The organism is Kineococcus sp. NBC_00420 (assembly GCF_036021035.1).
Classification (GTDB): domain Bacteria; phylum Actinomycetota; class Actinomycetes; order Actinomycetales; family Kineococcaceae; genus Kineococcus.
In genome coordinates, this window is the sequence record NZ_CP107930.1 from 4,090,578 (window position 1) to 4,117,512 (window position 26,935).

Genomic DNA, 26,935 nt, shown 5'->3' on the forward strand with positions numbered 1-26,935 from the left:
CGTGGCCATCGACTTCCCCGCTGAGATCTCCGCCCTGCGCACGACGTACGCGTCCATCCGCGAGGTGTCGGACCTCGAAGCGCTGCGCAAGGAACTGGCCGACCTCAACGACGAGGCCGCCGCGCCGAGCCTGTGGGACGACCCCGAGCACGCCCAGACCGTCACCAGCCGCCTCTCTGCCGTGCAGGCCGAGCTCGACCGCATCGAGAAGATGGGCGGTCGCATCGACGACCTCGAGGTGCTCGTCGAGCTCTCCGAGGACGAGAACGACGCCGACTCCCTCGTCGAGGCCGAGGCCGAGCTGGAGACGGTGAAGGCGCAGCTGGCGCAGCTCGAGGTCCGCACCCTGCTGTCCGGGGAGTACGACAACCGCGAGGCCATCGTCACGATCCGTTCCGAGGCCGGTGGTGTCGACGCCGCCGACTTCGCCGAGATGCTGATGCGGATGTACCTGCGCTGGGCGGAACGTCGCGGCTACAAGAGCGAGGTCTACGACACCTCCTACGCCGAGGAGGCGGGCATCAAGTCGGCCACCTTCAAGGTCGCCGCGCCCTACGCCTACGGCACGTTGTCCGTGGAGCAGGGCACCCACCGCCTCGTGCGGATCTCGCCCTTCGACAACCAGGGGCGTCGCCAGACGTCCTTCGCCGGCGTCGAGGTCCTGCCCGTCGTGGCCGAGACCGACCACGTCGACGTCAACGAGAACGAGGTCCGCGTCGACGTCTACCGCTCCTCGGGTCCCGGTGGTCAGTCCGTCAACACCACCGACTCCGCGGTGCGCCTGACCCACCTCCCGACCGGCATCGTCGTGACCTGCCAGAACGAGAAGTCGCAGCTGCAGAACAAGGCCGCGGCCATGCGCGTCCTGCAGGCCAAGCTGCTGGAGAAGGCCCGCAAGGACCGCCAGGCCGAGCTCGACGCGCTCAAGGGCGACGACTCCGGCTCGTGGGGCAACCAGATGCGTTCCTACGTCCTGCACCCGTACCAGATGGTCAAGGACCTGCGGACGAACTACGAGGTCGGCAACACCTCCAACGTCTTCGACGGCGAGATCGACAGCTTCCTCGACGCGGGCATCCGCTGGCGCAAGCAGGTCGAGCAGGCCTGACCGAAGATCACCCGCGGGGAGTCTTGCGCTCACCCACAGTGGGCGGACCGTATGGTGGTGGTGGTCAGAGCAGCACCAGTTCTCCCTGTCCCCGAGACTGACCACCCCCACGAGTGATCACCTTCGAGCACGTCAGCAAGGTCTACGGCGAGGGGCACCGCCCCGCGCTCGCGGAGGTGACCCTCCAGATCGACAAGGGCGACTTCGTCTTCCTCGTCGGTCCGTCCGGGTCGGGGAAGTCGACCTTCCTGCGCCTGGTCCTCAAGGAGGAGCGCGCCAGCAGCGGGTCCGTCCAGGTCGCCGGGCGTGACGTCGGCCGGTTGCGCTCCTGGAAGGTGCCGGCCCTGCGTCGCCAGATCGGGGTCGTCTTCCAGGACTTCCGCCTCCTCGCCGACAAGTCCGTCTACGAGAACGTCGCCTTCGCCCTGCAGGTGCTCGGCAAACCGCGTCACGTCATCGCCCAGACCGTCCCCGAGACCCTCGGTCTCGTCGGGCTGGCCGGCAAGGAGAAGCGCCGTCCGCACGAGCTCTCCGGGGGTGAGCAGCAGCGCGTCGCCATCGCGCGCGCGTTCGTCAACCGGCCCTCGCTGCTGCTGGCCGACGAGCCCACCGGGAACCTCGACCCCGAGACCAGCGTCGGGATCATGAAGCTGCTCGACCGGATCAACCGCACGGGGACCACGATCGTCATGGCCACGCACGACGACGACATCGTCGACCAGATGCGCAAGCGCGTCGTCGAGCTCCGCGACGGTCGCGTCGTGCGCGACGAGGACCGCGGCGTCTACGGATCGGGTCGCTGATGCGGATCGGTTTCGTCCTCGGTGAGATGTTCACCGGGTTGCGCCGCAACTTCACGATGACGCTCTCCGTCGTGCTCGTCACGATGGTGTCGTTGTTCTTCTTCGGGACCGGTCTGCTCGTGCAGAAGCAGGCGGGGACCCTCAAGGGCGAGTGGTACGACCGCGTCCAGGTGTCGATCTTCCTGTGCGGGGACGAGTCCCTGGCCACGAGCTGCCCCGGCGGTGCCGTCACCGACACCCAGCGCACCGCCCTGCGGGACGCGCTGACCGCGGACCCGCTGGTCGAGCGGGTCTACTACGAGTCGAAGCAGGAGGCGTACCAGAACTTCAAGGAGACGACGGCGCCGGGCCTGTCCGACAACGTCACCGCCGACCAGCTCCCCGAGTCCTTCCGCGTGAAGCTCAAGGAACCCTCGCGCTACCTCGAGCTCACCGCCGCGTACCAGGACTCCGCGGGGGTCGAGGAGATCCCCGACCAGCGCGCCATCCTGCAGCCGCTGTTCACGGTGCTCGACACCGCGACGCGCGTCTCGCTCGGGCTGGCCGCGCTCATGCTGATCTGCTCGATGATGCTCGTCTCCACGACCATCCGGCTCACCGCGTTCAGCCGCCGTCGGGAGACGACGATCATGCGCCTGGTGGGGGCCTCGCGGGCTCTCATCCAGTTGCCGTTCGTCCTCGAGGGGGTCGTCGCGAGCCTCGTCGGCGGCGTCCTCGCCTCCGGAGCGCTGTGGGCGATGGTCAACTTCGGGGTCTCGAGGCTGCAGTCGCGGCCGGGGTTCACGACGCGGCTCATCTCGACCCACGACGTGCTCACCGAGACCGGACCGATCATCGTCGCCGTCGGCGTGGTCTTCGCCGTCATCGCCTCGCTGTTCAGCCTGCGCCGCTGGCTGAAGGTCTGAGTCGGGGCCGCGGGAGAACCGCGGTGCGGGACCCGGCGCGCGGCGCCTAGACTCGAGGGTCCGAGATCGAGACCTGGAGGTCCACGTGCCGCGCGAGACCGGTCGCAAGGTGATCGCCAGCAACCGCAAGGCGCGCCACGACTACTTCATCGACGACGTCTACGAGGCGGGCGTCAGCCTGATGGGCACCGAGGTCAAGGCGCTGCGGATGGGGCGGGCGTCCCTGGTGGACGGCTTCGCCCACATCGACCGCGGTGAGATGTGGCTCGAAGGGGTCCACATCCCCGAGTACGTCCAGGGCACGTGGACCAACCACACCCCGCGACGCAAGCGGAAGCTCCTCCTGCACCGCGAGGAGATCGAGCGCTGGGCCGGGAAGGTCCGCGAGTTCGGGCTGACGATCGTGCCGTTGGCGCTCTACTTCAACGACGGCAAGGTCAAGGTCGAGATCGGGCTGGCCCGGGGCAAGAAGAACTACGACAAGCGCCAGACCCTGCGCGAACGTCAGGACCGGCGCGAGGCCGACCGCGCGATGTCGGAGCGCAAGAACCGCTGACGTCCGACGAACTGCGGATGCGCGCCCGGTCCGTGAGCGCTGTCATCGGTCCATGCGCACCGTGACGACCCTGTTCGCCGGCCTCGGGGCGGCGGCCCTGATCCTGGGGCCGCTGGCCACCGCGGCCTCGGCCTCGGCCTCGGCCTCGGCCGACGGTCCCTCCGACGACGAGCGCGTCGACTCCTACGCGGCCCGGCTCACGGTCGGTGCCGACGGGTCCGTCGCCGTGCGCGAGGAGATCAGCTACGACTTCGGCCGCGAGGGCCACCACGGCCTGGAACGCTTCCTCCCCGTCCAGGCGCCGCACGACCAGACCCACGACCGCCGCTACCCCGTGCGCGACCTGCAGGTCACCAGCCCGACCGGGGCCGCGACCCAGGTGAGCACCGAGACCGACGACGGCTTCCTCGACGTCCGCATCGGCGATCCCGCCGCGAACGACGTCACCGGCCGGGAGACCTACGTCCTCACCTACACCGTCCCCGCCGTCGTCGACCGCGTCGACGGGGGACTGCAGCTCGCCTACGACGTCGTCGGCACCGGGTGGGAGGTCCCGATCGACCGCGTCGACGTCACCCTCGAGACCCCGGCCGCCGTCACCGATCCCCGGTGCTTCCAGGGCGCGGAGGGCAGCACCGACCGCTGCTCGGCCCAGGCCACCGCCACCGGTGCGACCTTCGGCGCCACCGGTTTGGGCCCCGAACAGGGTGTGACGATCGCCGCCGGCCTGCCTGTCGGATCGTTGAGCCCGGTCGCCCCGCTGCTGGTCGACACCTTCAGCCCGGCCCGCGCCTTCACCGCCGACGGCCCGACCCTGGGCGCCGCCGCAGGTGTCCTCGCTCTCGGAGCCGGGGGGATCGCGCTGGCCCGCCGTCGTCCGGAGGCCCGCGCCACCCAGGGGGCCGTCGGGGTCACCGACGTCCCGCCCGGGGTGCTCGGGACCGTCGTGCACGGTGGCGCGCGCACCGTCGACGTCGTCGCCACCCTGCTCGACCTCGCCCAGCGCGGGCACCTGCGTCTGGAGGAGGTCACCGCCCCCGACGGCTCCGTCGCCGAATGGGACCTCACCCGCACCGACAGTCCCGATCCGCTCGCCCCGGCCGAACGACGGCTGCTGGACACCGTCTTCGCCGAGGGCGACGACACCTCGCTGTCCGCGGTCCGCACCACCGCCCGGGCCGGGACCGGGCTGACGAAGGACCTGCTCGAGGACGACGCCGTCGCCCGCGGCCTGTTCACCGACCGCCCGCGGAACGTGCTGCGCCGGTGGGCGCTGCGCAGCGCCCTGGTGGCCCTCGCCGGTGGTGCGCTGACCCTGGTCCTGGCGCTCTGGACGACCCACGCCCTCGTCGGCGTCGCCGTCACCGCCGTCGGACTCCTCGCCCTCGTCGCCGGGTTCGCCGGAGCCGCACCCAGCCCGCTGACCGCCCGGGGACGCGAGATCCGCCGGCAGGCCGGCGAGTTCGCCGCCACCCTCGCCCGCTACGGCGACGCCGACGCGCTCGCCGACGGCGGTGCCCCGCACCGCTTCGCCCGGCTCGTGCCCTACGCCGTCGCCCTCGACGCCACCGACGCCTGGGTCGCCGGCGCCCGCGCCCTGCAGGCGGCCGACGCACCCCTGCCCGTCCCCGGCTGGTACTCCGGGCGGGCACACGAAGGGTCGACCTTCAACGTCGCCCTCTTCGCCGGGACGATGGGCGGCTTCTCCGCCAGCACCACCGACGCCCTCAGCGCCGCACCCCCCGCCACGGCGAGCTCCGGCTCGTTCGGCGGTGGCGGCGGGTTCACCGGGGGAGGGGCCGGTGGCGGTGGCGGTGGGTCCTGGTGAGCGAGCAGGAATGTGGGCGACGGCTCGGCCGTTGAGGGGTACGCTAGGGACACAACTGAACATGGGGATGACAGGTTTCGACGGTGGACGTCGAGCCAGGGGAAGCGGGTCGAGGATGCATGGTCATCTCGTCAACGATCCATGCAAACCAATAGGTGCCGATTCCAAGCGCACCGAGTTCGCCCTCGCCGCCTGAGCGAGTGTGACTCTGTCAGCCCGGGTGTGCTCCCGCCCCGGGTCCTGGCATCAGCTAGGGGGCTCACCTCTCACCGAGGTCGCGTAGGTGAGAGGGACAATCAACGCGGCTGGGCCCGGCGGTGACATGCCTGTATGAGCATCGGGGCCGAGCAGACCGCTGAACAGGATGCACCCGGAGAAGCCCTGGTTTCACGCTATCGGACGCGGGTTCGATTCCCGCCATCTCCACCAGCACCACGAGAGCGCCCCACCGGCTGGTCCGGTCGGGGCGCTCTCGCGTTCCCGGGCCGGGCGTAGGTCCCAGGGCTGACCCGGCGTCCGGGAACTCCGTCCCCGCTCCGACGCGCGAGCCACAGCGGATCGACAGGCTCGAGGCATGGACATCCTCACCGCCCGCGGTCTCGTCATGACCTACGGGACCACCCGCGCCCTCGACGACGTCGACGTCACGCTCCCCGCCGGGGAGTCGCTCGCCGTGATGGGGCCCTCGGGGTCGGGCAAGACCACGTTGCTGCACGTCCTCGCCGGGATCCTCCGCCCCACCTCCGGGGCCGTCGAACTGGCCGGACGTGATCTCGGATCCATGTCGGACGCCACCCGCACCGTGTTGCGACGCAACGACTTCGGCTTCGTCTTTCAGTCCGGTCAGCTGCTCTCCGAACTGCCGGCCGACGAGAACACCGCCCTGCCGCTCATGCTCGCCGGGCAGTCCCGCGCTGCCGCCACGGCCCGGGCGCGGGAGCTCCTGGCGAAGCTGGGGCTGGCGGGCATGGAGCACCGGCGACCGGGCGAGCTCTCCGGGGGACAGGCGCAGCGCGTCGCGATCGCGCGGGCCCTGGTCGGCTCGCCCAGCGTCGTCTTCGCCGACGAACCCACCGGCGCGCTCGACCAGGCCACGGGTCGGGAGGTCCTCGAGCTGCTGACCTCCGCCACCCGCGCCACCGGCGCGGCCCTGGTCGTGGTCACCCACGACGCCGGGGTCGCCCGCTGGTGCGACCGGACGCTGGCCATGCGCGACGGTCACGTCGTCAGCGAGTTCCGCGCCCCGGCCGGGATCTGCGCGTGAACGCCACCCTGGCGATCTGGTGGTCGCTGGCCCGTCACACCCACGGCACCTCGCGCGACCGGTTGCCGACGACGCTGGCCGTCACCGCCTTCGCCGTCACGACGTGGTCGGTGCTCACCGTCGCCGGCGGGGTGCAGGCCTTCGCGGCCCGGGCCGCGAGCGCCGGGGCGGACTCCGACGCGCAGGTCTACCCCCTGCTCTCCTGGGTCTCCGTCGCGCTGCTGCTGGTGCCGACGGCGACCCTCGGTGCGGCCGCGGCCCGCCTCACGGTCGCCCGGCGCGACGAGCGGCTGGCCCGGTTGCGCCTCGCGGGGGCGACGAGCACGCAGATCGGTGCGATGACCCTCCTCGACGCGGCCGTGCAGGCCGTCGTGGGCGCGGCGCTGGGTGTGGTGCTCGACGTGGTGGCGCTGCCGGCGCTCGCCCGGTTGCGGTTCCAGGGCCGCGCCTTCGACGTCGCCGAGCTGCGGCTGGGCCCGTGGCCGGTGCTGGCGACCGTCGCGGCGGTCCTGCTCGTCGCGCTGGTGTCCTCCGCCGTCAGTCTGCGACGGGTCGCGATCACGCCGCTCGGGGTGGCGCAGCGCCTGCCGCAGAAGGGCCTGAGCTGGACGCGGGTCGTTCCGGTGCTGGTGCTGGGGGTGGGTTTCGTCGCCGCCTTCAACGCGGGCAGCGTGGTGTTCGGGGCCGGTGTGGTGGTCGGGGCGCTGGTCCTGGTCGGCTTCCTGGCCGGTGCGTTCGCGGTCTTCAACCTCGTCGGGCCGCTGCTCGTCTCCGTCCTCGGCCGGGTCCTGGGGGCCCGGGCCCGGACGGTCCCGACGCTGCTGGCCGCGCGGCGGATGAGCGAGGACCCGAAGAGCACCTGGCGCAGCGTGGGGGGCATCTCGCTGGTCACGTTCGTCGCGGGGTGCCTGAGCGTGACCCCGGGGTTGACCGCCGGTTCGCCCGGTGAGGGGGACGCGCAGCTGCTGGGTGACATCGGCACCGGGGCGGCCGTGACGCTCGTCATCGCCGCGGTCCTCGCGGCCGTCTCGACGGGCGTGACCCAGGCGTCGCGGGTGCTGGACTCCCGCGGTCGCTACCGGACGCTGCACCTGGCGGGGACCGATGTCGCCGTCCTGCACGCCGCGCGGTCCCGGGAGACGTGGATCCCGCTCGTGGTCACGATGGGCGGGGCGGGCGCGCTGGCGCTGCTGATCGTCTCCCCGGTGATCGGTCTGCTGTCGGCGGCGCCGACGGGTGTCCTGTGGTTCGTGGGCTGCGCGGTGGCCGGTGCCGGTCTCGTCCTGGGTGCGGCGAGGGCCAGCCGGTCGCTCGTCGTCGCCGCCGCGCAGGGCGATCCGACGGGAATCCCGTCTCGCTGAGTGATTCGTCAGAACGCAGCGTCGCGCGGTGTGCGCCAGGTCGGGGGTCTTTCGGATCGGGCTGCGAGACACGCCGTTCGAACTCGTACGGTCGGCTGACACCGACTCCTCCGGAGTCGGCCGGACCGAGGGGGAGCTGTGCAGGACGCCGACTACCGGCGCCTCGTGGAGGACTCTCCGCTGGCCACGCTCCTCGTCGCTCCGGGCGGGGACGGGTGGCTCACGACGTGGGCGAACCCTGCCGCCGCCGACCTCCTGGGCCGCTCGGGGGCCGAGGAGGCGACGGGGCTGGCGCTGGCCGACCTCGTCCACCGCGACGACGTCACCGAGGTGCTCGAGGCGCTCGAGCACGGGGTGCCGGGCGAGCAGACGGCTTTCGAGTGGCGGTTCGTGCGCCCCGACGGCGAGACGGTGACGGTCGAGGTGCTGCTGGGCCCCGCCGACGGTTCCGGTGGGCTGAGCCTGTCCTGCTGGGACGTCAGCCAGCACGTCGCGCGCACCCGCGACCTCACCCACCGCGCGACCCACGACCGCCTCACCGGTCTGCCCAACCGTGGCCTGCTGGAGGACCGCTGGGCCCTGGCCCGTTCCCGTGCCCGCCGCACGGGCCACGCCCCGGTCGTCGCGTTCTGCGACGTCGACGACCTCAAGCAGCTCAACGACGTCCACGGCCACCTCGTCGGCGACCACGCCCTGGTGCGCATCGCGGAACGGCTCACCGGGGCCTCGCGCGGGGAGGACACCGTCGCCCGCTTCGGCGGCGACGAGTTCATCGTCCTCGTCGAGAGCTCGCTGGACGTCGAACCGCAGGCCCTGACCCACCGGCTGCGCGAAGCCGTCGCCGGCGTCCCGGTGTCGCTGCCCGACGGCACGGTGATCACGGTGTCCTGCAGCGTCGGCCTCGTCGTCGACGACCTCGGCGAGTCCACGGCCGAGGTGCTGGCCCGCGCGGACCGGCACATGTACGAGGACAAGCGCCGTTCCCGCTGAGGGGTAGCTTCCCCTCGTGGCCAAACTGCTGGAACCCCTCACCCTGCGCGGCACGACGTTCGCGAACCGCATCTGGGTCTCCCCGATGTGCCAGTACTCCTGCGACGCCGAACGGGCGCCGGGCGTCCCCACCGACTGGCACCTCGTCCACCTCGGGGGACTGGCCGTCGGCGGGGCCGCGCTCGTCCTCACCGAGGCCGCGGCCGTCGTCCCCGAGGGCCGGATCAGCCCGCAGGACGCCGGGTTGTGGAACGAGGAGCAGGCGCGGGGCTGGACCCGCATCGTCGACTTCGTCCACTCCCAGGGCGTCGCGATCGGTGTCCAGCTCGCCCACGCCGGCCGCAAGGCCAGCACCTACCGGCCCTGGGCCGAGCAGCAGGGCAGCGTCCCGCCCGCCGACGGCGGCTGGGAGACCGTCGCCCCGAGCGCGCTCGCCTTCGGCGGCTACGCGACCCCCACCGAACTCGACCTCGACGGCATCGCCCGGGTCGTGGCGGGCTTCGCCGAGGCCGCCCGCCGCGCCGACGCCGCGGGCTTCGACGTCGTCGAGCTGCACGCGGCCCACGGCTACCTGCTGCACCAGTTCCTCTCACCGGTCTCCAACCACCGCACCGACGCCTACGGCGGTGACCTCGCCGGCCGGTCGCGGCTGCTGCTCGAGGTCCTCGACGCCGTCCGGGCGGTGTGGCCGCAGGAGAAGCCGGTCCTGGTCCGCCTCTCCACCTCCGACTGGGTGCCGGGTGGCTGGGACGTCGCGGAGTCCGTGGAGCTGACCCGGGAACTCGCCGCCCACGGGGCCGACCTGATCGACGCCAGCTCCGGCGGGAACGCCCCGGAGCAGCAGATCCCCGTCGGCCCCGGCTACCAGGTGCCCAACGCGGCCCGGATCCGCCGCGAGACGGGTGTCCCCGTCGCCGCCGTCGGTCTCATCCTCGAACCGGCCCAGGCCGAGCAGCTCCTCGTCAGCGGTGACGCCGACGCCGTCTTCCTCGCCCGCCCCCTGCTCGCCGACCCGCGCTGGCCGCAGCGCGCCGCTCAGGCGCTGCACTCGCCGGAGGCGGTCGCGTGGCCGCCGCAGTACGTCCGCGCCACGCGGGCGCCGGTTCCCTTCGTGCAGCCGCGGGTGTGAGGACATGATGGGGAGGTGAGCAGCGCGATCCCGTCGTCGACCCTGGCCGGACGGCTGCTGCTCGCGACCCCCGCGCTGACCGACGAGAACTTCGCCCGTGCCGTCGTCCTCGTGCTCAACCACGACGAGGACGGCGCGCTGGGCGTCGTCGTGAACCGGCCGCTGGACGTCGACGTGGACAGCGTCCTGCCCGGCTGGCAGCCCTTCGCGACGGCCCCGGGCAAGCTCTTCCAGGGTGGCCCGGTGGCGCTGGACTCCGCCCTGGGGCTCGTCGCCGTGCCCGGGGACCGACCCGACCCGCTCGGTGTCCGTCGCGTCTTCGGTTCCGTCGGGCTCGGCTCGGTGGGCCTCGTCGACCTCGACACGCCACCCGAGGCCGTCGTCGCGGAGCTGTCCGGGCTGCGGATCTTCGCCGGGTACTCCGGGTGGAGCGCCTCGCAGCTGGAGACGGAGATCGCCGAGGGGGCCTGGTTCGTCCTGCCCGCCGAGGCCCGGGACGCCTTCAGCGACACCCCGCACGACCTGTGGGCGCAGGTGCTGCGCCGTCAGGGGGGTGACCTGGCCCTCGTGGCCAGCTTCCCCGACGACGTCTCCATGAACTGAACGGCCCCCCGCCGGGCGCGTACGATCCTGCCCATGAGTGGCCGCCTGAGCTCGCCGACCGACGACCCGTTCCGCACCCAGCCCGAACAGTCGCCCGCGTCCACCCCCTCCCGCACCGCGGTCCTGGACCGCGAGGAGCAGGTCGAGGAGAAGGTCGAACCCGGCGACCACGAACGCTTCGCGCACTACGTGAAGAAGGAGAAGATCATGGAGTCCGCCCTCTCGGGCGACCCCGTGATCGCACTCTGCGGGAAGGTCTGGGTGCCCGGACGCGACCCGAAGCGCTTCCCCGTCTGCCCGACCTGCAAGGAGATCTACGAGACGCTCTCCGGCAAGGGCGGCGACAAGGGTGGGGACAAGGGCGGCGACGACGGCTCGTGAGCCGAACGCTCAGAAGGTCCACCGAGTGAGCCTCATGCTGCCCGGCAGGATCCGCCGCACACCTCGGTAGGCCCAGCGCCGGCCCGGGGAGGTGATCCGGTCGGCCAGCGACAGCACGTCGACCGCCTCGCCGAACCGCAGCGCGGGGGCCAGGGCGCGCACCTCGTCGGGACCCCGGGGGGCCCAGTGCATCGCGAACGCGCCGTACACCGCGGGCAGCGACCCCGAGACCCGCACCACCCACGGGGCGACGACGTCGAAGAGCACGTCCCCGTGCTCGAACCGCGCCGTGATCCGCTCCAGCAGCGCCTGCACCTCGGCCGCCGAGAGGTACATCAGCAGGCCCTCCGCGACGACCAGCACCCGCGGCCACCCAGGTCCGCCAGCCAGGCCGGATCGGTCACCGAACTCGCGACGACCCGCCCGGGTGCACCGGGGTAGAGCGCGCGTCGCACGCCGGCGACGTCCGGGGTGTCCACCTCGATCCACCTCGGCCCGGCCCCCAGCCGGAGTCCGCGCGAGTCCAGCCCGCAGCCCAGGTGCAGCACGGTGACGTCGGGGTCGGCCCGCAGCACCTCGGCCGCCCACGCGTCCAGCTGCGCCGCCCGCAGCGCCACGAGATCCCGGTCACCGCTGGTGGCCGCCAGCCACGGCGAGTCGACGTCCGCGCCGCTCGCGCGCAACCGTTCCAGCGCGGGCACCGCCCACGCGTCAGCCAGGAGCGGGTGCGCCGAGCGGGCGTCGAGGGCGCGCAGGTGCAAGGTCACGAGGCTCGTCCATCCCACCCCGTCCAGCTCACCGACACCCACTGCCCCATGGTGCGCGCGTCGCCGCGCCGGAGCACCCCCGAGCCTCGTCTACGGTGGAGGGACCGATGAGCACCACCGAACACGAACCCCAGCTGGCCCTGGCCGACACCGTCACCGCACGCGGTCACGGTCCCGTGGTCGACGCCCCCGGAACTCCCGCGGCGCGTCCCCTGCGGGCCTGGCAGAACGCCGCCCTCGAACGCTACTTCGACCCCGCGCGCGACGAACCGGCCGACTTCCTCGTCACCGCGACGCCCGGCGCCGGCAAGACGACCTTCGCCCTCGCGCTGGCCCGTCGGCTGCTGGACTCCCGCCGGGTCGACCGGATCGTCGTCGTCGCCCCGACCGACCACCTGCGCACCCAGTGGGCCGAGGCCGCCCACCGCGCCGGCGTCGAGCTCGACCCCACGATGACCAACGCCGTCGGGCCGGTGCGTCCCGACATGAAGGGCTACGTCACCACCTACGCCCAGGTCGCGGGACACCCGATGCTGCACCGGGCCCGGGCCACCGCGAAGCGCTCGCTGGTGATCATGGATGAGATCCACCACGCCGGGGACGGGCTGTCCTGGGGTGACGCCGTGTTCGAGGCCTTCGGCGACGCCCGCCGCCGGCTCTCGCTGACGGGGACCCCGTTCCGCACCAAGACCGACGAGCGCATCCCGTTCGTCAACTACGTCGACGACGACTCCCCGGAGTCCGAGGGCGGCCTGCGGAGCAGCGCCGACTACGGCTACGGCTACAAGGAGGCGCTCGCCGACGGCGTCGTCCGCCCCGTCGTGTTCGCCGCCTACACGGGGGTCTCGCGCTGGCGGAACTCCGCCGGCGAGGTCGTGGCCGCCTCGCTGACCGACGCCACCACCAAGTCGGTGGAGTCGCTGGCCTGGAAGACCGCCCTCGACCCGCGCGGCGACTGGGTCCCGCACGTGATCGCCGCCATGGGCGAGCGCCTCGACCACCTGCGTGAGCACGGCATGCACGACGCCGCCGGTCTGGTGTTGGCCTCCGACCAGGAGGACGCCCGCGCCTACGCCAAGATCGTGCAGAGGGTCACGGGGGAGAAGCCGGCGCTGATCCTCTCCGACGACCCGAAGGCCTCGCAGAAGATCTCCGAGTTCGCGCAGAGCGACCAGCGGTTCGCGGTCTGCGTCCGGATGATCTCCGAGGGCGTCGACGTGCCGCGCGCCGCCTGCCTGGCGTGGATGACGTCCTACCGGACCCCGCTGTTCTTCGCCCAGGCCGTCGGCCGCGTCGTGCGCTCGCGGGTACCGGGGGAGTCCGCGACGGTCTTCCTGCCCGCGGTGCGCCCCCTGCTGGCGCTGGCCGCGGCGATGGAGAGCGATCGCAACCACGTCATCCCGCCGCCCGCGTCGGTCTCCTCCGACGAGGTCGACGAAGGCGGCCTGGACCTGCTCCCGCCGCCCGAACGCGAACCCGGCGGCCCCCAGGAGTACGAGGCGCTCGAGGCCCAGGCCGAGTTCGCCCACGTCCTGCACGGGGGCAAGGCCCTCACCGGCGACCTCCCGCAGGTCAGCGTCGACGAGCAGGACTACCTCGGCCTGCCCGGCCTGCTCTCGCCCGAGCAGACCGCGGCGCTGCTCCACCAGCGCGACGCGGAGATCCGCAAGCGCACCGCGACCCCGCGCCACGTCGAGGACGCGCCCCCCACGGAGGACGCCGAACCCGAGCAGGAGGACGCCACCTGGCACACGGCCGCCGTGCTGCGCAAGGAGATCCACGGCCTCGTCGGCCGGGTCGCCGCGGGCCGGCAGATGCCGCACGCCAGCGTCTACTCCAAGCTGCGCGCGGCGGTGCCCGGACCGCCGTCGGCCTCGGCCTCGGTGGACGTCCTGCGCGCTCGCCGCGATCACCTGCTGTCCATGGTCTAGGTTGCTGAGGTGCCCGAGATCGTCCAGCGGACCATGGTCCGCGCCCCCGTCGCCGAGGTGTTCGACATGTCCCTCGACCTCGACGTGGAGCGGGTCGCGGGCAAGCGCTACAAGGTGAAGGCCGTCGAGGGGGCCGGGCGCACCAGCGGGCGGATCGAGCTGGACGAGAAGGTCCAGTGGCGGTTGCGCCTCCTCGGTCTGCGGGTCACCCACACCTCCCACATCACCGCCCTGGACCGCCCGCGGCGCTTCGTCGACGAGATGGAGTCCGGGGCGTTCCGGGCCTTCCGCCACGAGCACACCTACGAGCCCGAGGGCCCGCGAATGACGATCATGACCGACCGGATGGCGTGGACCTCGCCCTACGGTCTCCTCGGCCGCGTCGCCGACCTGCTCTTCGTCCGTCGCACGCTGCGCCAGCTGCTGGCCGACCGCAACTCCGAGATCGTCCGCCGCTTCAGCTGACGGAACCCCCGCGGGTCGGTGGCCGTTGCCCCGGTATGGGATTCCTGGACAACCTGAAGAGCAAGGGCCTGCTGGCGGGCGACCAGCTGAAGACGAAGGTCGGTCAGTTCAAGAGCAAGGACTTCGCCGAGGCGAGCATGGCGACCTGCGCCCTCATCGCGGCCGCCGACGGCAGCATCGAGCCGGAGGAGCGCCAGAAGACCGCGGCCTTCATCGCCAGCAACGACGTCCTGTCGATCTTCAACGCCGGAGAACTGCGTGAGTCCTTCGACAAGTGGTGCGGGAAGCTGACCGCCGACTACGACTTCGGCAAGATCGAGGCGCTGCAGGCCGTCGGGAAGCTGCGCAGCAAGCCCGAACAGGCCCGCGCGGTCGTCCAGGTCGGCGTGGTCATCGGCGGTGCGGACGGCGACTTCGACCCGAACGAACAGCGTGCGGTGCGTGAGCTCTGCCAGGCCGTGGGCATCGACCCCTCCGAGTTCGGCGTCGCCTGAACCTGACACGCTGACGACCATGAGCACGCCGGCCGGGTGGTACCCGGATCCTTCCGCCCCTGACGCGCTGCGGTGGTGGGACGGTGGGCGCTGGACCGAGCACGTCCACCGGGCCGCCACCACCAGCCCCCCGCAGCCCTGGCTCAGCAAGGCCCCGACCGCGCCGCAGCAGGCCCGCAGCCCCTACGGCGCACCGCACCAGCAGTACCCGCCCTCGCAGTACCCCGTGCCCGGGGTGAAGGCCATCGCCACCCCCGACGGGCAGGCGCTGGGCGGGTTGGGGTTCCGGCTGCTGGCCCGGATCGTCGACTGGATCCTGCTCGGCGTCATCGGGACCATCGCGGCGTGGTCACCCCTGCAGACCATCGACGCGCAGGTCCGGTCGGCCTTCGACGTGTGGATGGCGGGAGACCCGGAGCGCGGGTCGACGCTGATCGTCGAGGCCACCCGCAGCGGCGCCGCCTCCACGGCCACGTTCATCCTGCTGGCCGTCAGTGCCGTCTACACGATCCTCACCGTGCGGCTGGCCGGGGCGACCCCCGGCAAGCTGCTCTTCCGGCTGCGGGTCCGGGACTGGCAGCGCCCCGGGCTGCCGTCGTGGGGTCAGGCGATCATCCGCTGGCTGGGGTGCGACCTGCTGGGACAGGTCGTGCCGTTCTACTCCCTGATCGACTTCCTCTGGCCGTGCTGGGACCAGCGCAAGCAGGCCCTGCACGACAAGATGGGCCGCACCGTCGTCGTGCGGAAGCGCTAGGAGCACCACCGGGGACGACTACCCGAGGATCGGTTCCCCGACGAGGGCGACGCCCGCGCTGCGCAACTGCGCCAGCGCGGGCTCGACCGTCGCGGCCGAGATCCCGGCCGTCAGCCCGAGCAGCACCGTCGTCCTGAACCCTGCGGCCGCCGCATCCAGCGCGGTCGCCCGGACGCAGTGGTCGGTGGCGATCCCGACGACGTGGACCTCGGTGACCTCGTGGGCGCGCAGCCAGTCCGCGAGCCCGGTGTCCAGTTCGCCACCTTCCTCGGTGACCCGGCTCGTGGTGCCCTGGAACCCCGAGTAGGCCGCGCTGTACTGCCCCTTGCGGAAGACCGCCTCGATCCGTCGGGTCTCGAGGTTGTCGTGCAGCAGCGCGCCGTAGCTGCCCGCTCGGCAGTGCGGCGGCCAGCTGTCGACGAAGTCCGGGGTCGGCGAGAAGTGCGCGCCCGGGTCGATGTGGAAGTCCTGGGTCGCGACGACGTGGTCGTAGCCGATGCCCCGCCCGGCGGAGGTGTCCTGCTTCAGCAGCTGCGAGATCGCCGCGGCCACCTCGTCACCGCCGGCCACGCCCAGCGAACCCCCGGGGCAGAAGTCGTTCTGCACGTCGACGACGATCAACGCGCGGGTCACCGCAGCACCGTCCGGTTCGCGTCCAGCACGGTGGTCGGGATCGCCGGTTCGCCCTTGGACAGGGCCAGTCCGTCCCACGGCAGCGTCACCAGCGCCCGGTGCAGGTGCTCGCGGGCCGCGTGCAGGTCGGGTAGGCCGCCGGAGTCCGCGGGGATTCGTTCGCCGTCCACGACCATCGGGATCTGCAGCGGCCGGTCGTTGGTCTCGCGCGGGGGGGCGGACCCGACGCCGAGGACCTCGTCGGTGGCGGTGCCCGTCGCCCGGTGCCGCCGGATCGCGACCTTGCGCCCGCCCTGGGTGACCTTGGACGTCGAGCGCTTCGCGACGGGACGGCCCTCGACCTCGACGAGCTTGTAGACCAGCCCGGCCGTGGGGGCGCCGGAGCCGGTGACCAGCGAGGTGCCCACGCCGTAGCCGTCGACGGGCGCGGCGGCGAGCGCGGCGAGGGCGTACTCGTCGAGGTCGCCGGAGACGACGATCCGCGTGGAGGTGGCGCCGAGGGAGTCCAGCTGCTCACGGGCCTGCACGGCGATCACGGACAGGTCGCCGGAGTCGATCCGGACGGCACCGAGCTGCGGTCCCGCGACCTCGACGGCCGTCGCGATGCCGGCGGTGATGTCGTAGGTGTCCACCAGCAGCGTGGTGGAGACCCCGAGCGCGGCGACCTGGGCGGCGAAGGCCTCCGCCTCGGTGTCGTGCAGCAGGGTGAACGCGTGCGCGGAGGTCCCCGAGGTGGGGATGCCGTACGTCGCGCCGGCCTGCAGGTTCGACGTCGAGGTGAACCCCGCGAGGTAGGCGGCGCGTGCGGCGGCGACGGCGGCCTGCTCGTGGGTGCGGCGCGAGCCCATCTCGATGATCGGGCGGTCCCCGGCGGCGTGCGCCATCCGGGCCGCGGCCGCGGCGATCGCGCAGTCGTGGTTGAGGATCGAGAGCACGACGGTCTCGAGCACGACGGCCTCGGCGAAGGTGCCGGTGACGGTGAGCATCGGGGAGCCGGGGAACCACAGCTCACCCTCGGCGTAGCCCTCGATCGACCCCGTGAACCGGTACCCGGCCAGCCAGCCCAGCGTCCTCTCGTCCAGCACGCCGTGCAGCCCGCTCAGCAGCTCCGGGTCGAAGGTGAAGTCGCGCACGGCGTCGAGGACCCGCTCGGTGCCGGCGACGACGCCGTAGCGGCGGCCGTCGGGCAACCGGCGGCCGAAGACCTCGAACGTGCACGGCCGGTCGCCGGTGCCGTCGGCCAGGGCCGCCTGCAGCATGGTCAGCTCGTACATGTCGGTCAGCAGCGCTGTGCTCGCGCGGGGGCTCCCCATGCTGGGAATCTAGCGAGCGCGGGGTTGCCTAGACTGCGGGGGTGCCCGCCGCTGTCCCCGTCGTCCTCACCGCTCCCACCGAGCTCGAGCGTCCGGAGACCGACCTCGGCACCGCTCCGGACACCCCGTGGGTCACCATCGTCTGGAACGACCCCGTCAACCTGATGTCCTACGTCGCCTACGTGTTCCGCACCCACTTCGGCTACTCCGAGGCCAAGGCCGACGCGTTGATGCTCGACGTGCACCAGAAGGGCCGCGCCGCCGTGAGCGCCGGCCGCCGCGAGGCGATGGAACGTGACGTCGAGGCCATGCACGGCTACGGGCTGTGGGCCACCCTGCAGAAGGACGAGTGAACGTGGCCACCTTCCGCCGGACCCGGCACGGGCACTTCTCACTGACCCTGCACCCCTCCGAGGCCGACCTGCTGGCCTCGCTGGCCCGTGAGGTCCTCGAACTCCTCGAGGTGCCCGCGCCCGCGCCGCAGCGACCCGTCGATCCGCTGCAGGCCGAGCTCGGTCTGCACGACCTGCCGAGCTTCGACACGCCCCTCGACGGCCTCGCCGGCGACGGACCGCTCGCCCCGCCCGAGGACGAGGTGCTGCGCCGGTTGCTGCCCAACGCCTACGGCGACGAGGACCCCGCGGCCTCCGCGGAGTTCCGCCGCTTCACCGAAGGCGGTCTGCGGGAACGGAAGGCGGCCGCGGCGAGCAGCCTGCTGGCCTCGCTGGCCCCCGTCGAGGGACAGGGCGGCCGGATCCAGCTCGACCCCGACGGCGCGCGCTCCTGGCTCTCCGCGCTCAACGACATCCGGCTCGCGCTCGGCACCCGCCTCGGCGTGAGCGACGACAGCGACCCCTTCACCGACCTCGCCGAGGACGACCCGGCGCGCTGGGCGTGGGCGGTCTACGACTTCACCACCCACCTGCAGGAGACCCTCGTGCGGTCGCTGTCGTGAGCCTCGAGCAGGACCTGCCGATCGGGATCTTCGACTCCGGCGTGGGGGGTCTCACCGTCGCCCGCGCGGTGCTGGACCAGTTGCCGCACGAGGCGGTCCACTACGTCGGCGACACCGCGCACGCCCCGTACGGGCCGAAACCCATCGCCGAGGTGCGCCGCCTCGCCCTCGACGTCCTCGACCGGATCGTCGAGTCGGGGGTGAAGATGCTGGTCATCGCCTGCAACTCCGCCTCCGCGGCGATGCTGCGCGACGCCCGCGAGCGCTACGACGTGCCCGTCGTGGAGGTCATCCAGCCCGCCGTCCGCCGGGCCGTGCGCGCCACCCGCAACGGCCGGGTCGGGGTCATCGGGACCCGCGCGACGATCTCCTCGCGCGCCTACGAGGACGCCTTCGCCGCCGCCCCGCACCTGGCCCTCACCACGACGGCCTGCCCGGCGTTCGTCGAGTTCGTCGAGCGCGGCATCACCAGCGGCCCCGAGCTGCTCACCGCCGCCCGGGGCTACCTGGAACCGGCGATCGCCGCCGACGTCGACACCCTCGTCCTGGGCTGCACCCACTACCCCCTGCTGATGGCCGTCCTGCGCAGCGTCGTGGGCGACGACGTCACCCTCGTCTCCAGCGCCGAGGAGACCGCCTTCGACGTCTACCGCGAACTGGCCACCCGCGAACTGCTGCGCCCCGACGACCGTCCGCAACCCCGGCACCGGTTCACCTCCACCGGCGACAGCGTCGCCTTCCGCCGCCTCGCCCAGCGCTTCCTCGGTCCCCAGCTCGGGCCGCAGCTCGTGGACGTCGAGGAGACCGGCCCGCTCTACCTCGGCGCCCTGCGCTGAGCGCCCGGCGGGTGGTGCCGGCGCAGGCCGCGCACAGCCGCCGGTGAGAAGGTGGGCCTCGTGACTGACCCGACCCGTACCTCCGGACGCGCCGACGGCCGCGCCGCCGACGAACTCCGTCCCGTGACCATCACCCGCAACTGGCTGGACCACGCCGAGGGCAGCGTCCTCGTCGAGTTCGGCCGCACCCGGGTGCTCTGCGCGGCGTCGTTCACCGAGGGTGTTCCGCGCTGGCGCAAGGGATCCGGCCAGGGCTGGGTCACCGCGGAGTACGCCATGCTGCCCCGGTCCACGAACACCCGCAGCGACCGCGAGTCCGTCAAGGGCAAGATCGGCGGCCGCACCCACGAGATCTCCCGGCTCATCGGCCGCAGCCTGCGGGCCGTCGTCGACACCGCCCAGCTGGGGGAGAACACCATCGTCCTGGACTGCGACGTCCTGCAGGCCGACGGCGGCACCCGCACCGCGGCCATCACCGGCGCCTACGTGGCGCTCGCGGACGCGATCGACTGGGCCCGCGGCAAGGGCATCGTCAAGGCCTCCCGGCAGCCGCTGACCGGGACGGTCTCGGCGATCAGCGTCGGCGTCGTCGACGGGGTGCCGGTCCTCGACCTGCCCTACGTCGAGGACGTCCGCGCCGAGACCGACATGAACGTCGTCGTGACCGGCGACGGGAAGTTCGTCGAGGTGCAGGGCACCGCCGAGGGCGCGCCCTTCGACCGGGCCGAGCTGAACGCCCTGCTCGACCTCGCGCTGGGCGGCACGAGCACCCTCGCCGCGCTGCAGGCGGAGGCGCTCGCCCGATGAGCAGGGTCGTGCTGGCCACCCGCAACGCCCACAAGGTGGGGGAGCTGCGGGCCGTCCTCGCGCCGCTGCTGCCCGACGTCGAGGTCCTCACCGTCGACGCCTTCGAGCACGTCCCCGAGGTCGCCGAGACCGAGGTGACCTTCGCCGGGAACGCGTTGCTGAAGGCCCGCGCGGTCGCCGCCGCCACCGGCGTCCCGGCGATCGCCGACGACTCCGGCATCAGCGTCGACGTCCTCGGCGGGGCCCCGGGGATCTTCTCGGCGCGCTGGTCGGGCCGGCACGGCGACGACGTCGCCAACCTGGAACTCCTCCTCGCCCAGATCGCCGACGTCCCCGCGCGGCACCGCGGCGGGGCGTTCGTCTGCGCGGCGGCCCTCGCCCTGCCCGACGGCTCGGCCGCCGTCCGGCTCGGGGAGCTCCGCGGGACGATCACCCCGACCACCGCCGGGGGTGGTGGCTTCGGCTACGACCCGATCTTCGTCCCCGAGGGGGCGCAGCGGACGCTGGCCGAGCACACCGCGGCGGAGAAGAACGTGGTCAGCCACCGCGGGGCGGCCTTCCGGGCCCTGGCCCCCCTCGTCGTCGACGTTCTCGCCGGGCGACCAATCCGACCCGAGCACGGCTCCGAAGGACAGTGATGTGAGGACAGCCACGAACACGGGGGAGAGCGCACCACCCGGCGTTGCGGAGGGGAAGCGCCGGTGGACCGGTGCGCTCTCGGGTGTTCTCAGCGCGGGGCTGACGTTCGGCGTGGGGCAGCTCGTGGCGGGGATCGTCTCCCCGTCGGCGGCTCCTCTCGTCGTCGTCGGCGACGCGGTCGTGGACCGGGTCCCGGCCTGGCTGAAGGACACCGCCATCCGGGCCTTCGGGACCCACGACAAGGTGGTCCTGCTCGCGACGATCACGGTCGTGGTCGTGCTGCTCGCCGCCCTGGCGGGGGTCCTGGCCCGGCGACGGCTGGCGGTCGGCGTCGGGATCGTGGGTCTGCTGGGTGTCGTGAGCGTGCTCGCGGCGGCCACCCGGCCGGACGCGACGACGCTGTCCCCCCTGCCCTCCGTCCTCGGGGCGGCGGCGGGGGCGTACGCGCTCACCGTGCTCACCCGTCGGCTCGCCGGACCCGGGGTGACGGGCCGCGCGGGCGGTCCACCCCGCCGGGCGGTCCTGCTGGGCGGTACCGCCGTCGTCGCGGCCGCCAGCGGTGGCGCGGGGCAGTTGCTCGTCGCCACCCGCAGCGCGGAGATCTCCCGTGACGCCGTTGTGCTGCCCGCGCCGGCCGATCCGGCGCCGGTCCTCCCCGCGGGGATCGACCCGAGCGACGCGATCGCCAGCGGGCTCACCACCTACGCGACGAAGAGCGCCGACTTCTACCGCATCGACACCGCCCTCGTGGTGCCCGACCTGCGGGCCGAGGACTGGTCGCTGAAGGTCCACGGTCTCGTGGACCGCGAACTCACCCTGACCTTCGACCAGCTCCTCGCGATGCCGCTCCGGGAGCGCTGGATCACCCTGACCTGCGTGAGCAACGAGGTCGGCGGCGACTACGTCGGCACCGCCCGCTGGCTCGGCTACCCGCTCGCCGACCTGCTCGGAACGCTGGGGGTGCAGTCCGGGGCGGACATGCTCTACGCCACCAGCACCGACGGGTTCACCCTCTCCGCTCCGCTGGCCGAGGTGACCGACGGCCGGGACGCGATGCTCGTCGTCGGGATGAACGGGCAGCCGCTGCCCCGCGAGCACGGGTTCCCCGTCCGCATGGTCGTCCCGGGTCTCTACGGCTACGTCTCGGCCTGCAAGTGGGTCACCGACATCGAGGTCACCCGGTTCGCCGAGAAGACCGCGTACTGGACGGACCGGGGCTGGGCGGAGAAGGGCCCGATCAAGACGGCCTCCCGCATCGACGTCCCGCGCTCCTTCGACAAGGTGCGCGCGGGGCGGGTCCCGATCGCCGGCGTCGCCTGGGCGCAGCACCGCGGGATCAGCGCCGTCGAGGTGCGGGTCGACGAGGGGGAGTGGGAACCGGCCCGGGTCCTGCCCTCCGCCTCCGCCGACACCTGGTGCCAGTGGGTCTACGACTGGGACGCGACCGAGAAGGGCAGCCACACGGTGCAGGTGCGGGCCACCGACGGCACGGGTGCGCCCCAGACCGACGTCGTCGCCGCTCCCGCCCCCGACGGGGCCAGCGGGTACGACTCGATCACGCTCAGCGTCCAGTGAACGTCTGAACTTCCTGCGCCGCAGACCAATCCCTCCGGTGCTCCGGTCCGAACCCCAGGTGTTCGAACGCTAGGGAACCTCCCCGGCCGGACCGCTGGGGGGAATCGTGGAGCTGGAGAGCGAATTCGGGGCCCGGTCCTGCGGGGTGGGTTCCCGTTGAGACACCTGGGACGACACCCGGGGCACCGGGCAGGAACCGCGTGCCGAGCCCCCGCCGGGGTGACACAGTGACGGTGATGACGACCTCGAGACCCCGCGACGCCGCGGAGACCAGCGCCGAATCGGCCCTGGCCTCCTCCGCCGACGGTGACCAGGCCGCCTTCGCGACGTTCTACGACGCGACCGCCGCGGCAGTCCACGGCACGGTCCTGCGGGTCCTGCGCGACCCGGCCCAGTCCGAGGAGGTCGTCCAGGAGGTGTTCCTGGAGGCCTGGCGGACCGCGGCCCGGTTCGACCCGACCCGGGGCAGCGCCCGCGCCTGGGTCGTCACGATGGCCCACCGCCGTGCGGTGGACCGGGTGCGTGCCTCGCAGGCCAGCTCGGACCGCGACGAGAAGGTCGGGGTCCGCGAGATCCCGCCCTACGACAGCGTGAGCGAGGAGGTGGTGGTGATGCTCGAGCAGGACGAGGTCCGCCAGGCCCTCGACGCGCTCAGCCCGTTGCAGCGCGAGGCCATCGACCTCGCCTACTTCGGCGGCCGCACCCACCGGGAGATCTCCGAGGACCTCTCGGTGCCGCTCGGCACCGTGAAGACGAGGTTGCGCGACGGTCTCATCAGACTGCGCGACGTCATGGGGGTGGCCCGATGAGCCCCCGCAACCACCCCGACCCGATCAACCCGACCGACCCTTCGGAGGACCCCTTGCTCGCCGCAGCCTGGGCGCTCGACGCGCTCGACGACGCGGAGCGCGAGGCCTACGAAGACCGCCTGCGCTCCCACCCGGAGGAGCGCGCCGACGCCGACGCCCTGCGCGAGACGGCCTCCCGTCTCGGTGCGGCCGTCGCACCGCCCGCCCGGTTGCGTTCATCCGTCCTCGACGCGATCGCCGCGACGCCACAGGAGACCCACGGACACGCCGCGCCGCCCCCGGTGCTCGACCTCGACGTCGCCCGCTCCCGGCGCGCACACCGTCGCGACGGTGCCCGCAGACCGTCGCGCTGGAGCATGCTCGTCGCCGCCGCGGGGATCGTCGTCGCGGCGGCCGGGGTCGGGGTGGGAGTCTCCTCCCGCACCGACCGACCGCCGACCGTGAGCGCCGAGCAGTCCGCCCGGCAGGAGGTCGCGTCCCTGCTGAGCACCCCCGGGGCGGTGGTCTCGACCGTCGCCGCCAACGACGGGGGAACCGCGACGCTCGTGCGCGCCGACGGCCGCCTCGGGGTGCTGACGACCGGTCTGCCCGCCGCCGGTGACGGCCGCGGCTACCAGCTGTGGCTCGCCACCGGCGACACGATCTCCTCCGCGGGGATGATCACCGTCGGAACCGGCGGGAGTTCCGCGACCGTCGTCGACGCCGGCAGTTCCAACGGGGTCGGGATCTCGGTGGAACCCGCCCACGGGTCGCAGCAGCCGACGACGACCCCCGTCGTCTTCACCGCCCTGCAGGTCTGACCGGTTCGGGTCCCTCTCCGGCACCACCGGTGCGGGAGAAGGGACTCGAACCCTCACGCCTCTCGGCACAGGAACCTAAATCCTGCGTGGCTGCCAGTTACACCACTCCCGCTCGCCCGCCAGGTTACTGGTCGAGCCCGAGGTCCTTGCGCAACTTCGCGACGTGCCCCGTGGCGCGCACGTTGTACTGGGCCACCTCCACGACACCCTTCGGGTCCACCACGACCGTCGAGCGCACCACGCCGACCGAGGTCCGCCCGTAGTTCGTCTTCTCCCCCCAGGCCCCGTACGCCTCCAGGACCCGGTGGTCGGGGTCGGAGAGCAACGGGAAGGTGATGCCGTCGCGTTCCGCGAACTGCGCCAGCTTCGCGACGGAGTCCTTCGAGATCCCCAGCACCCGGTAGCCGGAGGCGTTCAGGGCGTCGAGGGAGTCGCGGAAGTCGCAGGCCTGCGTGGTGCAGCCCGGGGTCATGGCCGCCGGGTAGAAGTACACGACGACGTGCTCCCCGCTCTCCTCCCGCAGCGACCGCAACGAGACGGTCGAGCCGTCGTGAGCGGGGAGCGTGAAGTCGGGGGCGAGGTCACCGGGCGAGAGTCTGGCGGTCATGTCCGGACGATAACGACTGCGCCGCCCGCGTGCCCCGTCAGGAGAGCGGGTCCCGGCTCCGGTACGGTTCCGGGGACACGCAGCAGGACGACGTCCTCCCCGGGTCGTGCCCGGGCTGCACGAGAACGACGTCGGACGAACACAGGAGGTGGCCGTGGCGGCCAGCGACGGCAAGGCCGAGATCACGACGACCGACCCCCGCGCCCTCGAGCGCGAGGTCGAAGCCCGTCGTGCCCAGCTCGCGGGCACCATCGACGAACTCACGTCGCGACTCGCTCCGGCGGCCATCAAGGACCGTTCGCTGGCGAGCGTGAAGGCCAAGGTCAACGACTTCGCCTTCGACCACCGCGGCGGGCTGCGCGTCGAGCGCGTCGCCGCCGTCGGCGTCGCCGTCCTCGGCGTCACCACGTTCCTGGTCGTCCGCGCGGTGCGCAAGCGCCGCTGAGCGGACCCCGCGACAGCGCCCCCGGCTCCCCACGGACCCGGGGGCGCTACGGTTCCCGCCGTGACACCCTCCACGACCGACCGGGACGGGCTGCCCGTCCGGATGCTGCACGACCGCGTGCTCGTCCTGCCCGACGACGCCGCCGAACGGAAGTCCTCCGCCGGCATCCTCATCCCGGCCACGGCCGCGGTGGGGAAGCGGTTGTCCTGGGCCGCCGTCGTGGCCGTCGGCCCGCACGTCCGTCAGGTCTCCCAGGGGGACCGGGTGCTCTTCGACCCGGAGGACAAGGCCGAGGTCGAACTGCACGGCAAGGGCTACACCCTGCTGCGCGAACGCGACCTGCACGCCGTCGCCGCCCCCGGCGAGCAGGACGGCCGGACCGGGTTGTACCTCTGAACCGCTACTCGCCGCTGGACGTCGCGGGGCCGCTGCCCTGGGACATGGTCCGGGCCGTCCCCGCGATCATGCGGGCCCCGCACCTCTTCCTCACCGACGTCACCCGCCGGCACGGACCGGTGGCCGCCATCCCGATGCCCAGGACCCCGGTGCTCGTCCTCGCCGATCCCGACGGCGTCCGTCGCGTCCTCGTCGAGAACGCCCGCGGCTACGGCAAGTCCACGATCCAGTACTCGGCGCTCGCCACCGTCACCGGCGCGGGTCTGCTCGCCGGTGACGGCGAGGTCTGGAAGCAGCACCGGCGCACCGTCCAGCCGGCCTTCCACCACGGCAGCCTCGAGGACGTCGCCGCCCACGCCGTGCACGCCGCCCGCGGACTCGTCGCCGAGGCCGATGCGCTGGCCCCCGGGACGCCCCTGGAGGTCCTCGACGCGACCTCGCGCGCCGGGCTCGAGGTCGTGGGCCACACCCTCGCCGCCGCGGACCTCTCCGGCGACGCCCCCCTGCTGGTCGACGCCGTGGGCCGGGCGCTGGAACTCGTGGTGCGCCGGGCCGCGAGCCCCGTCCCCACGGCCTGGCCGACCCCCGCCCGGGCCCGCCTGGCCCGCGAGGTCGCCGTCATCGACGAGGTCTGCGCCCGCATCGTCGAACGCCGGCGCACCCGGTCCGTCGCGGAACCCCGCGACGTCGTCGGTCTGATGCTGGCCGCGGGCATGGACGACCGGCAGATCCGCGACGAACTCGTCACGTTCGTCGTCGCCGGCCACGAGACCGTCGCGTCGTCGCTGACCTGGACGCTGGACCTGTTGGCGCGCAACCCCTCCGTGCTCGCCCGCGTCCACGCCGAACTCGCCGACGCCCTCGGCGGGCGCGAGCCCGGCTGGTCGGACCTGGGGAACCTCCCGCTGCTGCGCGCCGTCGTCGACGAATCGCTGCGCCTCTACCCGCCCGCCTGGGTCGTGACCCGCAAGGCGCTCGCGGACGACGTCGTCGCCGGCGTCGAGGTCCCCGCCGGGACGCTCGTCATCGTCTGCACCTGGGCGCTGCACCGCGACCCCGCCGTCTGGGAGGCCCCGGAGGAGTTCCGCCCGGACCGGTTCCTGACCGGGACCCGGCCCCCGGCGGGTTCCTACGTCCCCTTCGGGGCCGGGCCGCGGTTGTGCATCGGTCGCGACCTCGCCCTCGTCGAGGAGGTCCTGGTCCTCGCGACGTTGCTGCGGGGTCACACCGTCGCTCCGGCGGGCCCGCCGCGACCCGTGGACGCCCTCGTGACGTTGCGCCCGCGGGGCGGGCTGCCGTTGCACGTCGAGCGACTGGCACCCTCCCTCCCATGAGCGAGAGCACTCCCGTCAGCCGCAAGGAGACCTTCGTCTTCACCCCCGCCGACGGCGTCCCCCCGCAGGTCGGGCCGTTCGCGCACGCGACCCGCCTGGGCGACCTGGTCTTCGTCACCGGTCAGATGCCCACCGATCCCGCGACCGGGGCGGTCGTCGCCGGCGGCGTCGTCGAGCAGGCCGAGCAGGTCCGGGCGAACCTCGCCGCCGTGCTCGCGCAGTTCGGCATGACCTTCGACGACGCCCTGCAGGTCCGGGTGTACCTGCGGGAGTTCGACCAGGACTTCGCCGCGTTCAACGAGCGGTACGCGACGTGGTTCGAGGGCCCGCTGCCCGCGCGGACCACCGTCGGCGTCACGGGCCTGGCCGTCGGCGCCCTCGTCGAGGTCGACCTGATCGCCGGCCGCTGAGGGCGCCTGCGCCGGACGGGTGAACCGGGAGCGGTGC

Annotated in this window: 32 protein-coding genes, 1 tRNA gene and 1 other RNA gene; 28 read left to right on the top strand and 6 right to left on the bottom strand. The window is 73.1% G+C overall.

Going from position 1 to position 26,935, the window contains the following annotated elements; genetic code table 11:
• Position 1 precedes the first annotated feature (1 nt).
• The 12 genes from prfB (at position 2) to OG218_RS20195 (ending at position 10,928) form a co-directional block, all read left to right on the top strand.
• Complete coding sequence (prfB, locus tag OG218_RS20140) at positions 2-1,108, top strand: peptide chain release factor 2 (protein ID WP_328295005.1); 1,107 nt, start codon at positions 2-4, stop codon at positions 1,106-1,108.
• A gap of 113 nt (positions 1,109-1,221) precedes the next feature.
• Complete coding sequence (gene ftsE / locus OG218_RS20145) at positions 1,222-1,911, top strand: cell division ATP-binding protein FtsE (RefSeq protein WP_328295006.1); 690 nt, start codon at positions 1,222-1,224, stop codon at positions 1,909-1,911.
• Complete coding sequence (gene ftsX / locus OG218_RS20150) at positions 1,911-2,816, top strand: permease-like cell division protein FtsX (protein ID WP_328295007.1); 906 nt, start codon at positions 1,911-1,913, stop codon at positions 2,814-2,816. The genes ftsE and ftsX overlap by 1 nt, the downstream gene beginning before the upstream one ends.
• A gap of 85 nt (positions 2,817-2,901) precedes the next feature.
• The gene (smpB, locus tag OG218_RS20155) at positions 2,902-3,372 is read left to right on the top strand and encodes an SsrA-binding protein SmpB (RefSeq protein WP_328295008.1); all 471 of its coding nucleotides are present in this window, start codon (positions 2,902-2,904) and stop codon (positions 3,370-3,372) included.
• A 52-nt stretch (positions 3,373-3,424) separates the two neighbouring features.
• Positions 3,425-5,200, top strand: a complete 1,776-nt coding sequence (locus tag OG218_RS20160; protein WP_328295009.1) for a DUF2207 domain-containing protein — start codon at positions 3,425-3,427, stop codon at positions 5,198-5,200.
• Between the two features lie 63 nt (positions 5,201-5,263).
• Positions 5,264-5,629: a transfer-messenger RNA gene (gene ssrA, locus OG218_RS20165) on the top strand.
• Positions 5,630-5,774: 145 nt separating this feature from the next.
• On the top strand, positions 5,775-6,464 hold the full coding sequence (locus tag OG218_RS20170; protein WP_328295010.1) for an ABC transporter ATP-binding protein: 690 nt from the start codon (positions 5,775-5,777) through the stop codon (positions 6,462-6,464).
• Positions 6,461-7,825: an FtsX-like permease family protein gene (locus OG218_RS20175; RefSeq protein WP_328295011.1), complete on the top strand. Its 1,365-nt coding sequence runs from the start codon at positions 6,461-6,463 to the stop codon at positions 7,823-7,825. The genes OG218_RS20170 and OG218_RS20175 overlap by 4 nt, the downstream gene beginning before the upstream one ends.
• 138 nt (positions 7,826-7,963) lie before the next feature.
• The gene (locus OG218_RS20180; RefSeq protein WP_328295012.1) at positions 7,964-8,815 is read left to right on the top strand and encodes a GGDEF domain-containing protein; all 852 of its coding nucleotides are present in this window, start codon (positions 7,964-7,966) and stop codon (positions 8,813-8,815) included.
• Positions 8,816-8,831: 16 nt separating this feature from the next.
• Positions 8,832-9,944, top strand: coding sequence for an NADH:flavin oxidoreductase/NADH oxidase (locus OG218_RS20185; RefSeq protein WP_328295013.1), 1,113 nt, complete (start codon positions 8,832-8,834; stop codon positions 9,942-9,944).
• 15 nt (positions 9,945-9,959) lie between these two features.
• A complete protein-coding gene (locus OG218_RS20190; protein WP_328295014.1) occupies positions 9,960-10,547 on the top strand; it encodes a YqgE/AlgH family protein in 588 nt (195 codons plus the stop codon).
• A gap of 33 nt (positions 10,548-10,580) precedes the next feature.
• Positions 10,581-10,928: a DUF3039 domain-containing protein gene (locus OG218_RS20195; RefSeq protein WP_328295015.1), complete on the top strand. Its 348-nt coding sequence runs from the start codon at positions 10,581-10,583 to the stop codon at positions 10,926-10,928.
• 9 nt (positions 10,929-10,937) lie between these two features.
• Here OG218_RS20195 and OG218_RS20200 read toward each other — a convergent pair whose 3' ends face one another.
• Together OG218_RS20200 and OG218_RS20205 are read right to left on the bottom strand one after the other, a co-directional pair.
• On the bottom strand, positions 10,938-11,291 hold the full coding sequence (locus OG218_RS20200; protein ID WP_328295016.1) for a hypothetical protein: 354 nt from the start codon (positions 11,289-11,291) through the stop codon (positions 10,938-10,940).
• Positions 11,264-11,737, bottom strand: a complete 474-nt coding sequence (locus tag OG218_RS20205) for a class I SAM-dependent methyltransferase (protein WP_328295017.1) — start codon at positions 11,735-11,737, stop codon at positions 11,264-11,266. Before OG218_RS20205 ends, OG218_RS20200 begins: the two co-directional genes overlap by 28 nt.
• A 65-nt stretch (positions 11,738-11,802) precedes the next feature.
• Between OG218_RS20205 and OG218_RS20210 the strand changes: the two genes are divergently transcribed.
• From OG218_RS20210 to OG218_RS20225, 4 genes are read left to right on the top strand one after another with little or no spacing between them, the layout of a single operon-like run.
• Entirely contained in the window at positions 11,803-13,626 is a 1,824-nt protein-coding gene (locus tag OG218_RS20210) for a DEAD/DEAH box helicase (protein ID WP_328295018.1), read from the top strand.
• Positions 13,627-13,635: 9 nt separating this feature from the next.
• Positions 13,636-14,091, top strand: a complete 456-nt coding sequence (locus tag OG218_RS20215) for an SRPBCC family protein (RefSeq protein ID WP_328295019.1) — start codon at positions 13,636-13,638, stop codon at positions 14,089-14,091.
• Between the two features lie 35 nt (positions 14,092-14,126).
• Positions 14,127-14,585, top strand: a complete 459-nt coding sequence (locus tag OG218_RS20220; protein ID WP_328295020.1) for a tellurite resistance TerB family protein — start codon at positions 14,127-14,129, stop codon at positions 14,583-14,585.
• Between the two features lie 19 nt (positions 14,586-14,604).
• The gene (locus tag OG218_RS20225) at positions 14,605-15,339 is read left to right on the top strand and encodes an RDD family protein (RefSeq protein WP_328295021.1); all 735 of its coding nucleotides are present in this window, start codon (positions 14,605-14,607) and stop codon (positions 15,337-15,339) included.
• Positions 15,340-15,357: 18 nt separating this feature from the next.
• On the opposite strand, the gene OG218_RS20230 is transcribed toward OG218_RS20225, so the two are convergent.
• Complete coding sequence (locus tag OG218_RS20230; protein WP_328295022.1) at positions 15,358-15,972, bottom strand: isochorismatase family protein; 615 nt, start codon at positions 15,970-15,972, stop codon at positions 15,358-15,360.
• Positions 15,969-17,285, bottom strand: a complete 1,317-nt coding sequence (locus tag OG218_RS20235) for a nicotinate phosphoribosyltransferase (RefSeq protein ID WP_328295023.1) — start codon at positions 17,283-17,285, stop codon at positions 15,969-15,971. The genes OG218_RS20230 and OG218_RS20235 overlap by 4 nt, the downstream gene beginning before the upstream one ends.
• 41 nt (positions 17,286-17,326) lie before the next feature.
• On the opposite strand from OG218_RS20235, the gene clpS reads away from it, so the two are divergent.
• The 8 genes from clpS to OG218_RS20275 all read left to right on the top strand — a co-directional run bounded on the left by clpS (position 17,327) and on the right by OG218_RS20275 (position 23,706).
• Entirely contained in the window at positions 17,327-17,638 is a 312-nt protein-coding gene (gene clpS, locus OG218_RS20240; RefSeq protein ID WP_328295024.1) for an ATP-dependent Clp protease adapter ClpS, read from the top strand.
• A 2-nt stretch (positions 17,639-17,640) separates the two neighbouring features.
• Positions 17,641-18,240 (top strand): DUF2017 domain-containing protein, encoded by a 600-nt coding sequence (locus tag OG218_RS20245; RefSeq protein ID WP_328295025.1) that lies wholly within the window; start codon positions 17,641-17,643, stop codon positions 18,238-18,240.
• Positions 18,237-19,076, top strand: a complete 840-nt coding sequence (gene murI, locus OG218_RS20250) for a glutamate racemase (protein WP_328295026.1) — start codon at positions 18,237-18,239, stop codon at positions 19,074-19,076. The genes OG218_RS20245 and murI overlap by 4 nt, the downstream gene beginning before the upstream one ends.
• Positions 19,077-19,136: 60 nt before the next feature.
• On the top strand, positions 19,137-19,883 hold the full coding sequence (gene rph / locus OG218_RS20255; protein WP_328295027.1) for a ribonuclease PH: 747 nt from the start codon (positions 19,137-19,139) through the stop codon (positions 19,881-19,883).
• Positions 19,880-20,521, top strand: coding sequence for an RdgB/HAM1 family non-canonical purine NTP pyrophosphatase (rdgB, locus tag OG218_RS20260; protein WP_328295028.1), 642 nt, complete (start codon positions 19,880-19,882; stop codon positions 20,519-20,521). The genes rph and rdgB overlap by 4 nt, the downstream gene beginning before the upstream one ends.
• 1 nt (position 20,522) lies before the next feature.
• Complete coding sequence (locus tag OG218_RS20265) at positions 20,523-22,097, top strand: molybdopterin-dependent oxidoreductase (RefSeq protein WP_328295029.1); 1,575 nt, start codon at positions 20,523-20,525, stop codon at positions 22,095-22,097.
• Positions 22,098-22,333: 236 nt separating this feature from the next.
• Positions 22,334-22,906, top strand: a complete 573-nt coding sequence (gene sigK, locus OG218_RS20270) for an ECF RNA polymerase sigma factor SigK (RefSeq protein ID WP_328295030.1) — start codon at positions 22,334-22,336, stop codon at positions 22,904-22,906.
• Positions 22,903-23,706: an anti-sigma factor gene (locus OG218_RS20275; RefSeq protein WP_328295031.1), complete on the top strand. Its 804-nt coding sequence runs from the start codon at positions 22,903-22,905 to the stop codon at positions 23,704-23,706. Before sigK ends, OG218_RS20275 begins: the two co-directional genes overlap by 4 nt.
• Positions 23,707-23,736: 30 nt before the next feature.
• On the opposite strand, the gene OG218_RS20280 is transcribed toward OG218_RS20275, so the two are convergent.
• Positions 23,737-23,818: transfer RNA gene (locus OG218_RS20280), tRNA-Leu, on the bottom strand.
• A 12-nt stretch (positions 23,819-23,830) separates the two neighbouring features.
• Entirely contained in the window at positions 23,831-24,313 is a 483-nt protein-coding gene (gene bcp, locus OG218_RS20285; RefSeq protein ID WP_328295032.1) for a thioredoxin-dependent thiol peroxidase, read from the bottom strand.
• Between the two features lie 154 nt (positions 24,314-24,467).
• Between bcp and OG218_RS20290 the strand changes: the two genes are divergently transcribed.
• The 4 genes from OG218_RS20290 (at position 24,468) to OG218_RS20305 (ending at position 26,898) form a co-directional block, all read left to right on the top strand.
• Positions 24,468-24,758, top strand: coding sequence for a DUF3618 domain-containing protein (locus OG218_RS20290; protein WP_328295033.1), 291 nt, complete (start codon positions 24,468-24,470; stop codon positions 24,756-24,758).
• Between the two features lie 102 nt (positions 24,759-24,860).
• Positions 24,861-25,154 (top strand): GroES family chaperonin, encoded by a 294-nt coding sequence (locus OG218_RS20295; protein WP_380162198.1) that lies wholly within the window; start codon positions 24,861-24,863, stop codon positions 25,152-25,154.
• Between the two features lie 32 nt (positions 25,155-25,186).
• Positions 25,187-26,488 carry a cytochrome P450 gene (locus OG218_RS20300; protein WP_328296270.1) on the top strand — a complete coding sequence of 434 codons (1,302 nt, stop codon included), beginning with the start codon at positions 25,187-25,189 and terminating at the stop codon, positions 26,486-26,488.
• Complete coding sequence (locus tag OG218_RS20305) at positions 26,485-26,898, top strand: RidA family protein (protein ID WP_328295035.1); 414 nt, start codon at positions 26,485-26,487, stop codon at positions 26,896-26,898. Before OG218_RS20300 ends, OG218_RS20305 begins: the two co-directional genes overlap by 4 nt.
• Positions 26,899-26,935 lie beyond the last annotated feature (37 nt).

Excerpts from the sequence above, each read along its gene's own strand:
- rdgB (WP_328295028.1), top strand. The coding sequence starts at position 19,880 with ATGAGCAGGGTCGTGCTGGCCACCCGCAACGCCCACAAGGTGGGGGAG.
- OG218_RS20235 (WP_328295023.1), bottom strand. The coding sequence starts at position 17,285 with ATGGGGAGCCCCCGCGCGAGCACAGCGCTGCTGACCGACATGTACGAG.
- ftsX (WP_328295007.1), top strand. The coding sequence starts at position 1,911 with ATGCGGATCGGTTTCGTCCTCGGTGAGATGTTCACCGGGTTGCGCCGC.
- OG218_RS20170 (WP_328295010.1), top strand. The coding sequence starts at position 5,775 with ATGGACATCCTCACCGCCCGCGGTCTCGTCATGACCTACGGGACCACC.
- OG218_RS20225 (WP_328295021.1), top strand. The coding sequence starts at position 14,605 with ATGAGCACGCCGGCCGGGTGGTACCCGGATCCTTCCGCCCCTGACGCG.
- OG218_RS20275 (WP_328295031.1), top strand. The coding sequence starts at position 22,903 with ATGAGCCCCCGCAACCACCCCGACCCGATCAACCCGACCGACCCTTCG.
- OG218_RS20220 (WP_328295020.1), top strand. The coding sequence starts at position 14,127 with ATGGGATTCCTGGACAACCTGAAGAGCAAGGGCCTGCTGGCGGGCGAC.
- sigK (WP_328295030.1), top strand. The coding sequence starts at position 22,334 with ATGACGACCTCGAGACCCCGCGACGCCGCGGAGACCAGCGCCGAATCG.
- bcp (WP_328295032.1), bottom strand. The coding sequence starts at position 24,313 with ATGACCGCCAGACTCTCGCCCGGTGACCTCGCCCCCGACTTCACGCTC.
- OG218_RS20305 (WP_328295035.1), top strand. The coding sequence starts at position 26,485 with ATGAGCGAGAGCACTCCCGTCAGCCGCAAGGAGACCTTCGTCTTCACC.
- OG218_RS20210 (WP_328295018.1), top strand. The coding sequence starts at position 11,803 with ATGAGCACCACCGAACACGAACCCCAGCTGGCCCTGGCCGACACCGTC.
- OG218_RS20195 (WP_328295015.1), top strand. The coding sequence starts at position 10,581 with ATGAGTGGCCGCCTGAGCTCGCCGACCGACGACCCGTTCCGCACCCAG.
- OG218_RS20160 (WP_328295009.1), top strand. The coding sequence starts at position 3,425 with ATGCGCACCGTGACGACCCTGTTCGCCGGCCTCGGGGCGGCGGCCCTG.
- OG218_RS20295 (WP_380162198.1), top strand. The coding sequence starts at position 24,861 with ATGCTGCACGACCGCGTGCTCGTCCTGCCCGACGACGCCGCCGAACGG.